This is a genomic window from Micrococcus sp. KRD096 (assembly GCF_017168495.1).
In the GTDB taxonomy this organism is placed as follows: Bacteria; Actinomycetota; Actinomycetes; order Actinomycetales; family Micrococcaceae; genus Micrococcus; species Micrococcus luteus.
Map to the genome: position 1 here is coordinate 149280 of NZ_JABFAY010000004.1, position 12298 is coordinate 161577.

Below are 12298 nucleotides of genomic sequence, written 5' to 3' on the forward strand. Positions count from 1 at the left end.
CCCCTCCACCGCGGCGAGCGCCTCGGGGGCCGCGAAGCCCGGCGTCGCCCCGGCCCCCGACGCCCCGCCGACCACCCGGGCGACGCCGAGGTCGGCGAGGGCCGGGCTGCCGTCGACGCCGAACAGGACGTTCGCCGGGGACACGTCGCCGTGCACCACCCCCTCGCGGTGCAGGGACGCGAGAGCCTGGGCGATCGGGACGAGCACGGTGACGGCCTGCCCCGGGCTCAGGGGTCCGACCCGCTGCACCATGTCCTGCAGCGTGCCGGCCGCGCGGTGCTCGGTGAGGACCCCGAGGCCCCGGTCCGTCTCCACCACGCCGAGCACGCGCAGCAGATGGGGATGCGCGACCCGTCCGGCCTGCGCCTCCGCCGCCAGCGCATCCGGCGCCGCGCCGGCACGGGGCACCTTCAGGGCGGCCCGGACGCCCCGACCGTCCTCGACGAGCCAGACCTCCGCCTGGGCGCCCGCGCCGAGCAGGCGGACGGGTTCCCAGCCCGGGGCGCGCGGCGCAGCCGTGCCCGGCTCCGACGACCTCTCCGGTTCGGTCTCCGGCCCGCCGCCGACGCGTCCGGCCGCGCCGCCGTCCGCCTCGTCCCAGTCCCGCATCGGTCTCCCCTCTCCGCCGCGCCGTCCGTTCCAGCCCAGGGTGCCGCATGTCCCCGAGCGTCACGGCGGTTGTCCACAGGTCCGGGCCCGAGGACTACAGTGGACGTCATGCCCGAGACACCCCTGCCGCCCCTGCGCGTGCTCGGCCTGGCGCCCGACCTGGTGGACTACCACGCCGCCTGGGACGCCCAGCGCGCCCTGCACGCGGACGTCGTCGCCGGCCGCTCCGACGGCGAATTCCTCCTCCTGGAGCACGAAGCCGTCTACACGGCCGGTCGCCGCACCGAGGACGCCGAGCGCCCCACGGACGGCGCCCCCGTCGTGGACGTGGACCGCGGCGGCAAGATCACATGGCACGGGCCGGGCCAGCTGGTCGGCTACCCCGTGGTCCGGCTGCGCGACCGTGCCCACGTCAAGGACTACGTCTGGTTCCTCGAGGAGCTGCTGATCCGCACCGCCGCCGAGTTCGGCGTCACGGCCGTCCGCGTGGACGGGCGGGCAGGCATCTGGGTCCTCGCGGACCGGGACGACGACGGCACGGCCCGCCCGGACCGCAAGGTCGGCGCCATCGGCCTGTCCATCCACGACGGCGTCTCGATGCACGGCTTCGCACTGAACTGCTCCAACTCCCTGGCCCCCTACGAGGGCATCATCGCGTGCGGCATCACGGACGCCGCCACCACCACCCTGTCGGTCGAGACGGGCCGGACCATCACCCCGGCCGACGTCGTGCCGGTGCTCACCCGTCATCTGGACGAGCTCGGGCCTGCGTACATCGCCGTCACCCCCACGGAAGGAATCCCCGCATGAGCCTCGCCCCCGAAGGACGCCGCCTGCTGCGCGTGGAGGCGCGCAACGCCGAGGTGCCCGTCGAGCGCAAGCCCGAGTGGATCAAGGCCAAGGTCCACATGGGCCCCGAGTACATCGGCCTGAAGAACAAGGTCAAGTCCGCCGGCCTGCACACCGTGTGCGAGGAGGCCGGCTGCCCCAACATCTTCGAGTGCTGGGAGGACCGCGAGGCCACGTTCCTCATCGGCGGGGACATCTGCACCCGCCGGTGTGACTTCTGCGACATCACCTCCGGCAAGCCGCGCCCCCTGGACATGGAGGAGCCGCAGAAGGTCGCCGAGAACATCCGCGAGATGGACCTGCGGTACGCCACCGTCACGGGCGTGGCCCGTGACGACCAGAAGGACGGCGCGGCGTGGCTCTACGCGGAGACCATCCGCCGCATCCACGCGCTCAACCCGGGGACCGGCGTCGAGATCCTGCCGCCGGACTTCGGCGCGGTGCCGGAGCTCGTCCAGCAGGTGTTCGACGCGCGGCCCGAGGTGTTCGCGCACAACCTGGAGACGGTGCCGCGCATCTTCAAGCGCATCCGCCCGGCCTTCACGTACGAGAAGTCCCTCCGGGTGCTCACGATGGCCAAGGCCGACGGGCTCGTGACCAAGTCCAACCTCATCCTCGGCATGGGCGAGGAGGACCACGAGATCGACCAGGCCCTGGTGGACCTGCACGAGGCCGGCTGCGACATCATCACCATCACGCAGTACGTGCGGCCCTCGAAGCTGCATCACCCCATCGACCGCTGGGTGAAGCCGCAGGAGTTCGTCCAGTGGTCCCAGCGCGCCGAGGAGATCGGCTTCCAGGGCGTCATGGCGGGCCCGCTGGTGCGCTCGTCGTACCGCGCGGGCAAGCTCTATGCGCAGGCCATGCAGCGCCTCGGCCGGGCCCTGCCGGAGAACCTGGCGCACCTGGCCGGGGAGAAGACCGCCCGCCAGGAGGCCTCCGCCGTCGTCGCCCAGATGTCCTGAGCCGCCCGACTAGACTGGACCCCGTCATGACGAAGAACAGCCAGCCCCCCGCGTCCTCCTCCGGCTCCACCTCCGCCACGCTCAAGGAGGTCAAGGCCATGCAGCGCGAGCGTCGCCTCCGCGAGAAGGAGCAGACGAAGGCGCAGCGCCGGGACAAGCGCGCGGCGAAGGGTCCGGGTGTGATCTCCCAGCTCAAGCAGGCCTACGCCATGACCAAGGCGCACGACCCCAAGGTCGGCCTGTGGATGCTGCTGGCCTTCCTGGTCGCCCTGGTCGTCGGCCTCGTCGTCGGCCTCCTGCTGGACAACTGGATCACATGGCTGCTCATCGCGATCCCGTTCGGTGTGCTCGCCGCCGTCGTCATCCTGAACCGGAAGGCGCGCCGCGCCGGGTTCGCCCAGCTCGAGGGCCGCCCCGGCGCCGCCGGCGCCGCGCTCTCCACGCTGGGCCGCGGCTGGATCGTGTCCGAGCAGCCGGCCGCCGTGAACCCGAAGACCCAGGACCTCGTCTACCGGGCCGTGGGCCGGCCGGGCGTGGTGCTGGTGACGGAGGGCCCCTCCCCCCGCGTCGCCGCGCTGGTGGGCAAGGAGGAGAAGGCCATGCGCCGCTTCCTGCCCGGCGTGCCCGTCACCGTGGTGGAGTCCGGCAACGGTCAGGGCCAGGTCCCGCTGCACGAACTGCCCGGCACGCTCAAGGGGATGAAGAAGGCCCTCACGGCGCAGGAGGTCCAGGCCGTGGACAAGCGTCTGACCGCGCTCAACACCAACCGGCTGCCCATCCCCAAGGGCATCGACCCGAACAAGGTGCGCCCGAGCCGCCGCGCGATGCGCGGCCGCTGAACCGGCCGCAGACGACAGGGGCGCCCCGCCGACGCACGGCGGGGCGCCCCTATCGTGTGCGGGCGGGACGGTCACATGCGGATCTCGACGGTGTCTGCGAGCTTGTCGTGCATGCCGCGCCCGTCCGGCCCGACGACGACGGCCGGCAGCACGAGGCACAGCAGCGCCGTGCGCAGCAGGATCCGGGGCAGGCCCGCCGGGCGGCCGCCGACGCGGACGACCTGAATGCGACACACGGCCTTGCCCACCGTGGTGGCCAGCAGGGTGAGCCCGAGGACATGCATCGCCGCGAACACGAGGAGGGTGGCGATCGCGTCGCCGTCGAAGGCCAGCCACGAGATGCCCAGGGCGATGAACCAGTCGAGGACGAGGGCGCCCATCCGGCGGGCCGCCGTCGCCATGGAGGCCGGACCCCGTTCCGGCAGGCCGAGCAGGTCCCCCGGCCAGCGGCCGCCCGCGCGGCCCCCGCCGGGACCGTCCACCCAGCCAGCCAGGTCGCGGCGCGTGATCAGCGGCTCCGCTCGGCCGGTCGTCTCAATGCGGTCCTGGGGGTCGGGTGCTCTGCGTGCCACCCCACCAGCGTAGTGCGCGACCCCAGGACGCGCGTCGGTCTGGCGGGGCCCCGCCGGGCGCGTAGTGTAGAGGCGTCCGCCGCCGCAGGCGTCGCCGCCACACACAGGAAGGCCAGGAGCGAACCATGTTCACCTCCCCCCAGGAAGCCCTCACGTACATCCAGGAAGAGGGGGTCGAGTTCGTCGACGTCCGCTTCACCGACCTCCCCGGGCTGCAGCACCACTTCAACGTGCCCGCCTCGAGCGTCGACGAGGACTTCTTCGTCACCGGCCAGCTCTTCGACGGCTCCTCGATCCGCGGCTTCGCCGGCCTGGCGGACTCGGACATGCAGCTCATCCCGGACGTGGCGACCGCCTTCGTGGACCCCTTCCGGGTCCGCAAGACCCTCACGATGAACTTCTCCATCGTGAACCCCCGCACCGGCGAGCCCTACCTGCGCGACCCGCGCGGCGTGGCCCAGCGCGCGGAGGCCTACCTGAGCTCCTCCGGCATCGCCGACACGGCGTTCTTCGCCCCCGAGGCCGAGTTCTTCATCTTCGAGGACGTCCGCTACGAGTCCTCCCCCCGCGGCTCGTTCTACGCCGTGGACTCGGACGAGGCCTGGTGGAACGCCTCCCGCGAGGACGAGGGCGGCAACCTGAGCCACAAGACCGGCCTCAAGGGCGGCTACTTCCCCGTCTCCCCCACGGACAAGCAGGCCGACCTGCGCGACGAGATCTGCTCGGTCCTGGCCGAGGTCGGCCTCGAGGTAGAGCGCTCCCACCACGAGGTGGCCGCCGCGGGCCAGGCGGAGATCAACTACCGCTTCAACACGCTGACCCACTCGGCGGACGACCTGCAGAAGTTCAAGTACGTCGTCAAGAACGTCGCCAACATGTTCGGCAAGTCCGCGACCTTCATGCCCAAGCCCGTCTTCGGCGACAACGGCTCCGGCATGCACTGCCACCAGTCCCTGTGGAACGGCGGCGAGCCGCTGTTCTTCGACGAGAAGGGCTACGCGAACCTCTCGGACACCGCCCGCTGGTACATCGGCGGCCTGCTGAAGCACGCCTCCGCGGTCCTGGCCTTCACCAACCCCACGGTGAACTCCTACCGCCGCCTGGTGCCGGGCTTCGAGGCCCCCGTGAACATGGTTTACTCGCAGGGCAACCGCTCGGCGGGCATCCGCATCCCGATCACCGGCTCCAACCCGAAGGCCAAGCGCATCGAGTTCCGCGCCCCGGACGCCTCGGGCAACCCGTACCTCGCGTTCGCCGCGCAGCTGATGGCCGGCCTGGACGGCATCCGCAACCGCATCGAGCCGGCCGAGCCGATCGACAAGGACCTCTACGAGCTGCCGGCCGAGGAGGCCGCCGACATCCAGAAGGCACCCGCCACCCTGGACGAGGCCCTGAACGCCCTCGAGGAGGACCACGAGTTCCTCCTGGCCGGCGACGTGTTCACCGAGGAGCTGATCGAGACCTGGATCGCGTACAAGCGCGAGATGGAGATCGCCCCGCTGGCCCTGCGCCCGAACCCCTACGAGTTCGAGCTGTACTACTCGGTCTGATCCGCCCGCCGCGGCCCCGACGACGGCCGTTCGTCTCCCACGCCGGAGGCGGGCGGCCGTCGTCGTGCCCGGCCGCGGAATAGTCCGGGGCCGGTGGGCGCTGGATCTGTGGAGACCTCCGCCCGGCCGGGCGGCCCGCAGACCAGGAGCACCATGACCGAGCACACCGCCCCCACCCCCCTGCCGCTGTCCCTGCTGGACCTCGCCCTCGTCCGCGACGGCGCCCCGATGGGCGAAGCCTTCGCCGAATCCGTGGAGCAGGCCCGCGTCGCCGAGGCCGCCGGCTTCCGGCGCGTCTGGTACGCGGAGCACCACAACATGCCCTCCATCGCCTCCTCCGCCACGGCCGTACTCATCGCGCACGTGGCCGCGCACACCGACTCGATCCGCCTCGGCTCCGGCGGCGTCATGCTGCCCAACCACTCGCCGCTGGTGATCGCCGAGCAGTTCGGCACCCTGGCCGAGCTGCACCCCGGCCGCATCGACCTGGGCCTGGGTCGCGCCCCCGGCACCGACCAGCGGACGCTGCAGGCGCTGCGCCGGGATCCGTCGGCGGCCGAGCGCTTCCCGCAGGACGTGCTCGAGCTGCAGGGCTACCTCACCGGCCAGAGCCTGATCCCCGGCATCGACGCCTACCCCGGCAAGGGCACCAACGTGCCGCTGTACATCCTCGGCTCCTCGGCGTTCGGCGCCCAGCTGGCCGCGCAGCTCGGCCTGGGCTACGCGTTCGCGAGCCACTTCGCACCGCAGATGCTCGAGCATGCGGCGCGCCTGTACCGGGAGCACTTCGAGCCCTCCGAGGCCCTCGCGGAGCCGCACTTCATCGCGGCGGCCAACGTGATCGCTGCGGACACCGAGGAGATGGCCGAGCGGGAGTGGCAGGCCGCGCAGCGGGCGCGCATCCGGATGATGCTCGGCCGGGGCCGCACCCTCACCGACGACGAGGTCGAGATGCTGCTGCACTCCCCCGCCGGTCAGCAGGTGCTCGGGATGCTCGAGTGCACGGCCGTGGGCACCGGCCCGACGACGGCGGCGTGGCTGCACGACTTCGCGGCGCGGGTCCAGGCGGACGAGCTGATCATCACGACGGCGGCCCAGGACGCCGGCGTGCGGCGACGCACCCTGGAGCTGCTCGGGGAGCACGTCGTGCGCGCCTGAGCCGGCGCTCGCGACACCGGAGCACGGCCGGCCCGCCACCCCGTCGAGGTGGCGGGCCGGCGTCGTTCAGAGCCCGTAGAACCGGGTCTCGAACACCTGACGGGCCAGGCGGGTCACCCGCAGGTAGCGCTCCTCGAGCTCCCCGCCGGCCGTGCCCACCCCGCTGAGGCGGGCCACGGCCTCGAGGTCGCGCATGTTCGTGGGCAGCACGTCCGAGACCTTGCCCGTCCACAGCAGCAGGGCGGCGCGGATCCGGGTGGCCAGCAGCCACGCCTCCTCCAGCACGGCGACCTCGGCCTCGGGCAGCAGCCCGTGCCGGGCGATCGCCCGCAGGGCCGGCAGCGTGCCGGTGACCCGCAGGTCCTCGACCTCTCCCGCGTGGCGCAGCTGCAGGGACTGCACCAGCCACTCCACGTCCGAGAGCCCGCCGCGGCCGAGCTTGACGTGCCGGGAGGGGTCCGCGCCGCGGGGCAGGCGCTCGGCCTCCACACGGGCCTTGATGCGCCGGATCTCCCGCGCGTCCGCGGTGGTCAGGTCCCCGGCGTAGCGGACGCCGTCGGCCCAGCGGCGGAAGTCGGTGGCGAGGTCGTCGTCGCCGGCCAGGGGGCGGGCGCGCAGCAGCGCCTGACGCTCCCACACCTCGGCCCAGCGCCCGTAGTACTCCCGGTACGAGTCCAGGGTGCGCACGAGCGGCCCCTGGCGCCCCTCGGGGCGCAGGTCGGCGTCCACCTCGAGCGGCCGCTCGCCGGGCAGCGGCGGGGTCGCGGGGCGGTGCAGCAGGGACATCAGCGTCCGCACGACCTCCTCGGCCTGCTCGCGCGCCCGCCCCTCGTCGACGCCGGGGCGTGGCCGGTGCACGAACAGGGCGTCGAGGTCCGAGCCGTAGGTGATCTCCCGGCCGCCCTGGCGGCCCATGGCCACCACGAGCACGTCGGTGAGCGGGTCGGCGTCCCCGACGACGGCGCGCGAGGCCACGCGCAGGGCGCCGACGACGGTGATCTGGTCGATGTCCGACAGGGCCCCGGTGACGGCCTCGAGGTCCAGCAGCCCCGAGATGTCCGCCAGGGCCACGCGCAGGGTCTCGCTGCGGCGCACCTGCCGCACGTGGCGGACGGCGGCCGGGGCCTCCTGCGCGGCCACGCGGCGGTCGAGCCGCGCGTCGACCTGGCGCCAGAGCTGTATGGCGCCCCGGGGGTCGAGCTCCCGGTCGTCCCCCACCCAGGCCACGGCCTCGGGCGAGTGCTCGAGCAGGTCCCCCACGAACCGGGAGCCGGACAGGACTAGGCACAGCCGCCGGGCGGCGTCCGAGGAGTCGCGGAGCATCCGCAGATACCAGGCCGTGCCGCCGAGCGACTCGGAGAGCCGGCGGAAGGCGAGCAGGCCGCCGTCGGGGTCGGCGCCCCGCGCGAACCACCCGAGCATGGCCGGCAGCAGCTGCCGCTGGACCGCGGCCCGGCGCGAGACGCCCTGCGTGAGGGCCTCGATGTGCCGCAGGGCGCCCTGCGGGTCGCGGTAGCCCAGCGCCGCCAGGCGGTCGCGGACGGCCTCCGCGGACAGCCGCACGTCCTCGGCGGACAGGGCGGCCGTCGTCGACAGCAGCGGCCGGTAGAACACGGTCTCGTGGAGACCGCGCACGGCGCGGCGCACGCGCGTGAACTCGGCCTGGAGGTCCTCGCCGGTGGCGGGGCCCCGGTCGGCGGCGCCGCGCATCGACCGGGCGACGACGCGGCGGGCCTCTTCCTTGACCGGCATCAGGTGGGTGCGCCGCAGGTGCACGAGCTGGATGCGGTGCTCGAGGGTGCGCAGCCACCGGTAGTGCTCGTCGAACGCCCGCGCGTCTCGCGTGGTGACGTAGGAGGCGGCGTGCAGCGCCCGCACCGCGTCGAGCGTGCCGCGCACCCGCAGCGACTCGTCCGCACGGCCGTGCACGAGCTGGAGCAGCTGGGCCGTGAACTCGACGTCGCGCAGGCCGCCGGGCCCGAGCTTGATCTCCCGCTCGCGCTCCGCGGGGGCGAGGGTGTCCAGGACCCGGGCGCGCATGGCCCGGACGGACTCGACGAACCCGTCGCGCGCGGAGGACTCCCACACCCGGGGCCAGATTTCCGCGATGTAGCGCTCGCCGAGCTGTGGCGAGCCCGCGATGGGGCGGGCCTTGAGCAGGGCCTGGAACTCCCAGCCGTGGGCCCAGCGGCGGTAGTACTCGGCGTGGGACTCCACGGTGCGGCTCAGGGCGCCGTCCTTGCCCTCGGGACGCAGGTTGGCGTCGACTTCCCACAGTCCCGGCTCGGGGGCCGCGCCCTGGATCACGCGGCCGATGCCCGCGGCCAGCTCGGCCGCGAGCGCGGCGGCGCGCGGCCCGTCCGGGACCTCGGCGTCGGGGTCCGCGCCGTCCGCGGCCTCGCGGACGGCGTGGGCGAACACGACGTCCACGTCTGAGACGTAGTTGAGTTCGCCGGCGCCGCACTTGCCCATGCCGATCACGGCGAGGTCCACGCGGTCCACCACGGGGCCCTCCCGCTCGGTGAGGACGGCCCGTGAGACGGCGAGCGCCGCGTCCACGGTGGCGCCGGCCAGGTCCGCGAGCCAGCGGCCCACCGAGGGCATGGCCGCCGTGGGCTCGGCGGAGTCGAGGTCGCGCAGGGCGATCGCGGCCAGCTGGCGGCGGTAGGCGCGGCGCAAGGCGACGGCGGCGTCCTTGCCGGTGACGGCCGCGAGGGGGCGGTCGGCGTCCGGGTCGGCGCCCACCGAGTCCAGGAGCAGGCGGCGCAGGGCGGCGGACGCATCACCCCAGGGCTCGCCGGCGGTCGGGTCGGGCTGGGCGAGGGCGGGCGCGGTGGCGGCGGCCGCGTCCGGGTCGAGGACGAGGTCCAGGTGCTCGGGACGGCGGATGAGGAACTCGCCGAGGGCCTCGGAGGCGCCGAGCAGCCGCAGCAGGCGGGCCGTCGTCCCGGGGTCCCGGAGGGCGTGGTGGACGCGGGGCTCGCGCTCGGCCAGGCGCACCCACAGCAGCAGGGCCCGGTCGGGATCGGCGGCGTGGCCGAGGAGCTCGACGAGGGGACGCACGTCCACGCCCTCGAACTCGGGCGAGGTGAGCAGCGTCTGCACGCGGCCGGCGTCGGCGACGCCGGCGTGCGCGAGGGTGCGGCGGTCCGGGGCGTCGGCGGTCGCCGCGTCGGGCAGGGCGGACACGGCCGGCGCCTCAGAGGCCGGAGAGGTAGCGCCGCAGCTCGTACGGCGTGACCTCCACCCGGTAGTCGTCCCATTCCTGGCGCTTGTTGCGCAGCAGGGCGTCGAAGACGTGCTCGCCCAGCACGGATGCCACGAACTCGGACTCCTCGGCGGCGCGCAGGGCGTCGTGCAGGGTGCCGGGCAGGGGGACGTGGCCGAGCACGCGCCGCTCGTGGGTGGTCAGCGCGCTGACGTCCTCGGCGGCGGACTCGGGCAGCTCGTAGCCCTCCTCGATGCCCTTGAGCCCGGCCGCGATCAGCAGGGCGTAGGCCAGGTACGGGTTGGCCGAGGCGTCGATGCCGCGGTACTCGATGCGGGCCGAGCCGGCCTTGTCCGGCTTGTACAGGGGCACGCGCACGAGCGCGGAACGGTTGTTGTGGCCCCAGGAGACGTACGAGGGCGCCTCGCCGCCGCCCCACAGGCGCTTGTAGGAGTTCACGAACTGGTGGGTCACCGCGGTGATCTCCACGGAGTGGCGCAGCAGGCCCGCGATGAACCGGCGGCCCGTGACGGAGAGCCGGAACTCGTCCGCGGGGTCGTAGAACGCGTTCGCGTCGCCCTCGAAGAGGGAGAAGTGGGTGTGCATGCCGGAGCCCGGGTGGTGGGAGAACGGCTTGGGCATGAACGTGGCGTAGGTGCCCTGGGCGGCGGCGACCTCCTTGACGACGGTCCGGAACGTCATCACGTTGTCCGCCGTCGTGAGCGCGTCCGCCGCGCGCAGGTCGATCTCGTTCTGGCCGGGGCCGTTCTCGTGGTGGCTGAACTCGACGGAGATGCCCATGCCCTCGAGGAGGCTGACGGCGTCGCGGCGGAAGTCGGCCGCGTCGGAGCCGGGCACGTTGTCGAAGTAGCCCGCGCGGTCCACGGGCACCGGCTCCCCGTCCGGGCCGGGCTGGTCCGACTGCAGGAGGTAGAACTCGATCTCCGGGTGGGTGAAGCACGTGAAGCCCCGGTCCGCGGCCCGGTCCAGCACGCGGCGCAGCACGTGCCGCGGGTCGGCGGGGGCGGGGCGGCCGTCCGGGGTGAGCACGTCGCAGAACATCCGGGAGCTCTGTCCCTGGTCGCCGCGCCAGGGCAGGATCTGGAAGGTCGAGGGATCGGGCTGCAGCAGCATGTCCGACTCCGAGATGCGGGTGTATCCGTCGATCGAGGAGCCGTCGAAGCCCAGGCCCTCCGTGAAGGCGTTCTCCACCTCGGCCGGAGACAGGGCCACCGACTTCAGCGTACCGATCACGTCCGTGAACCAGAGCCTGACGAACCTGACGTCCCGGTCCTCGATGGTGCGGAGCACGTAGTCCTGCTGTCGATCCATGCCGCCACTCTAGACGCCCCCTACGGTCCGCCCGCCCCGTCCCGGTACCGGACGGTCCACCTGCAGCGGGCCAAGGACGAGGGCCGGCGCTTCGCGATGCTCACCACCTACGACGCGATGACGGCGGCCCTGTTCGACGAGGCCGGCGTCGAGGTGCTGCTCGTGGGCGACTCGGTGGGCAACACCGTGCTGGGCCATCCCACCACCCTGCCGGTCACCCTGGACCAGATGATCCTGTTCACCCAGGCCGTGGTGCGCGGTGCCGAGCGTGCCCTCGTGGTCGCGGACCTGCCCTTCGGCTCGTACGAGGCCTCCCCGCGGCAGGCCGTCGAGTCGGCCGTGCGCCTCGTGAAGGAGTCCGGCGCGCACGCCGTCAAGGTGGAGGGCGACGAGCGCTTCGCCGAGCACGTGGCCGCGATGACGGCAGCCGGCGTCGCGGTCATGGCCCACATCGGCTTCACCCCGCAGTCCGAGCACGTGCTCGGCGGCTACCGGGTGCAGGGCCGCGGCGCGGGGGCGGCCGAGCGGATGACGGCGTCGGCCCGGGCCCTCGAGGCCGCGGGGGCGTTCGCCGTCCTGATGGAGATGGTCCCCTCGGACGTCGCCGCCGCCGTCGACGCCGCGCTGCGGGTGCCCACCGTGGGCATCGGCGCGGGCCCGGGCACCACGGGCCAGGTGCTCGTGTGGCAGGACATGCTCGGCCTGCGCGAGGGACGGGTGCCCCGGTTCGTCCGTCAGTACGCCCGCCTGCACGAGGTCGTGGGCGACGCGGTCCGGGCCTATCGCGCGGACGTGCTCGACGGCGCGTTCCCGGCCCCGGAGCACGGCTTCGAGGGCTGAACCCGCCCCGTGAGACGACCGGGCCCCCGTCCGAGGGACGGGGGCCCGGTGTCGTCCGGCGCCGCGGTCAGGAGGCGTCGTCGACGGGACGGCTGTCCCAGTCGTCGTCGCGCTCGTCCCAGGCGTCGGCGGTCTCGTTGTTCGCCCGCACGCGGTCCATCGCGGCCTGGGCCTCCTCACGGGTGCCGAACGGGCCCAGCAGCTGGGACCAGTCCGACTGGGCGCCCACCTCCACCTGATGCGTGTTGACGTTGTACCAGAACTCGCTCGTCTCGGTCATGGGGGCCACAGTAGCCGGGCCGATAGGCTGGAGGACATGTCCCAGCGTCAGAACCCCGTCGCCCCGTCCAGCCACAACGGTCCCCGCCCTGCGGGC

11 protein-coding genes are annotated in these 12298 nt (G+C 73.6%); 6 read left to right on the plus strand and 5 right to left on the minus strand.

What is annotated here, in order from left to right; translation table 11 throughout:
- A partial coding sequence (locus tag J1M41_RS02895; RefSeq protein WP_206451100.1) for a protein kinase occupies positions 1-609 on the minus strand: 609 nt, incomplete at its 3' end.
- A gap of 108 nt (positions 610-717) precedes the next feature.
- Between J1M41_RS02895 and lipB the strand changes: the two genes are divergently transcribed.
- The 3 genes from lipB to J1M41_RS02910 are packed head-to-tail and all read left to right on the plus strand — an operon-like array spanning position 718 to position 3262.
- Complete coding sequence (gene lipB, locus J1M41_RS02900) at positions 718-1419, plus strand: lipoyl(octanoyl) transferase LipB (RefSeq protein ID WP_036314221.1); 702 nt, start codon at positions 718-720, stop codon at positions 1417-1419.
- The gene (gene lipA, locus J1M41_RS02905; RefSeq protein ID WP_098092552.1) at positions 1416-2423 is read left to right on the plus strand and encodes a lipoyl synthase; all 1008 of its coding nucleotides are present in this window, start codon (positions 1416-1418) and stop codon (positions 2421-2423) included. Before lipB ends, lipA begins: the two co-directional genes overlap by 4 nt.
- A 26-nt stretch (positions 2424-2449) precedes the next feature.
- The gene (locus J1M41_RS02910; RefSeq protein ID WP_206451101.1) at positions 2450-3262 is read left to right on the plus strand and encodes a DUF4191 domain-containing protein; all 813 of its coding nucleotides are present in this window, start codon (positions 2450-2452) and stop codon (positions 3260-3262) included.
- Positions 3263-3333: 71 nt separating this feature from the next.
- Here the strand turns inward: J1M41_RS02910 and J1M41_RS02915 are convergent, their stop codons facing one another.
- Positions 3334-3834 (minus strand): RDD family protein, encoded by a 501-nt coding sequence (locus tag J1M41_RS02915; protein WP_081304947.1) that lies wholly within the window; start codon positions 3832-3834, stop codon positions 3334-3336.
- Positions 3835-3959: 125 nt separating this feature from the next.
- Between J1M41_RS02915 and glnA (J1M41_RS02920) the strand changes: the two genes are divergently transcribed.
- The gene (gene glnA, locus J1M41_RS02920; RefSeq protein ID WP_206451102.1) at positions 3960-5384 is read left to right on the plus strand and encodes a type I glutamate--ammonia ligase; all 1425 of its coding nucleotides are present in this window, start codon (positions 3960-3962) and stop codon (positions 5382-5384) included.
- Positions 5385-5537: 153 nt separating this feature from the next.
- Complete coding sequence (locus J1M41_RS02925; RefSeq protein WP_206451103.1) at positions 5538-6542, plus strand: LLM class flavin-dependent oxidoreductase; 1005 nt, start codon at positions 5538-5540, stop codon at positions 6540-6542.
- 66 nt (positions 6543-6608) lie between these two features.
- Here J1M41_RS02925 and J1M41_RS02930 read toward each other — a convergent pair whose 3' ends face one another.
- Together J1M41_RS02930 and glnA (J1M41_RS02935) are read right to left on the minus strand one after the other, a co-directional pair.
- The gene (locus J1M41_RS02930; RefSeq protein WP_206451104.1) at positions 6609-9731 is read right to left on the minus strand and encodes a bifunctional [glutamine synthetase] adenylyltransferase/[glutamine synthetase]-adenylyl-L-tyrosine phosphorylase; all 3123 of its coding nucleotides are present in this window, start codon (positions 9729-9731) and stop codon (positions 6609-6611) included.
- 10 nt (positions 9732-9741) lie between these two features.
- On the minus strand, positions 9742-11082 hold the full coding sequence (gene glnA, locus J1M41_RS02935; protein ID WP_206451105.1) for a type I glutamate--ammonia ligase: 1341 nt from the start codon (positions 11080-11082) through the stop codon (positions 9742-9744).
- Between glnA (J1M41_RS02935) and panB the strand changes: the two genes are divergently transcribed.
- Positions 11071-11922 (plus strand): 3-methyl-2-oxobutanoate hydroxymethyltransferase, encoded by an 852-nt coding sequence (gene panB / locus J1M41_RS02940; RefSeq protein ID WP_241247683.1) that lies wholly within the window; start codon positions 11071-11073, stop codon positions 11920-11922. The two genes, glnA (J1M41_RS02935) and panB, sit on opposite strands and share 12 nt — an antisense overlap.
- A gap of 67 nt (positions 11923-11989) precedes the next feature.
- Here the strand turns inward: panB and J1M41_RS02945 are convergent, their stop codons facing one another.
- Positions 11990-12202, minus strand: a complete 213-nt coding sequence (locus J1M41_RS02945; RefSeq protein WP_036314191.1) for an SPOR domain-containing protein — start codon at positions 12200-12202, stop codon at positions 11990-11992.
- Positions 12203-12298 lie beyond the last annotated feature (96 nt).

Coding starts and splice junctions, on each gene's coding strand:
- lipB (WP_036314221.1), top strand. CDS start 718: ATGCCCGAGACACCCCTGCCGCCCCTGCGCGTGCTCGGCCTGGCGCCC.
- lipA (WP_098092552.1), top strand. CDS start 1,416: ATGAGCCTCGCCCCCGAAGGACGCCGCCTGCTGCGCGTGGAGGCGCGC.
- J1M41_RS02910 (WP_206451101.1), top strand. CDS start 2,450: ATGACGAAGAACAGCCAGCCCCCCGCGTCCTCCTCCGGCTCCACCTCC.
- glnA (WP_206451102.1), top strand. CDS start 3,960: ATGTTCACCTCCCCCCAGGAAGCCCTCACGTACATCCAGGAAGAGGGG.
- J1M41_RS02925 (WP_206451103.1), top strand. CDS start 5,538: ATGACCGAGCACACCGCCCCCACCCCCCTGCCGCTGTCCCTGCTGGAC.
- glnA (WP_206451105.1), bottom strand. CDS start 11,082: ATGGATCGACAGCAGGACTACGTGCTCCGCACCATCGAGGACCGGGAC.
- J1M41_RS02945 (WP_036314191.1), bottom strand. CDS start 12,202: ATGACCGAGACGAGCGAGTTCTGGTACAACGTCAACACGCATCAGGTG.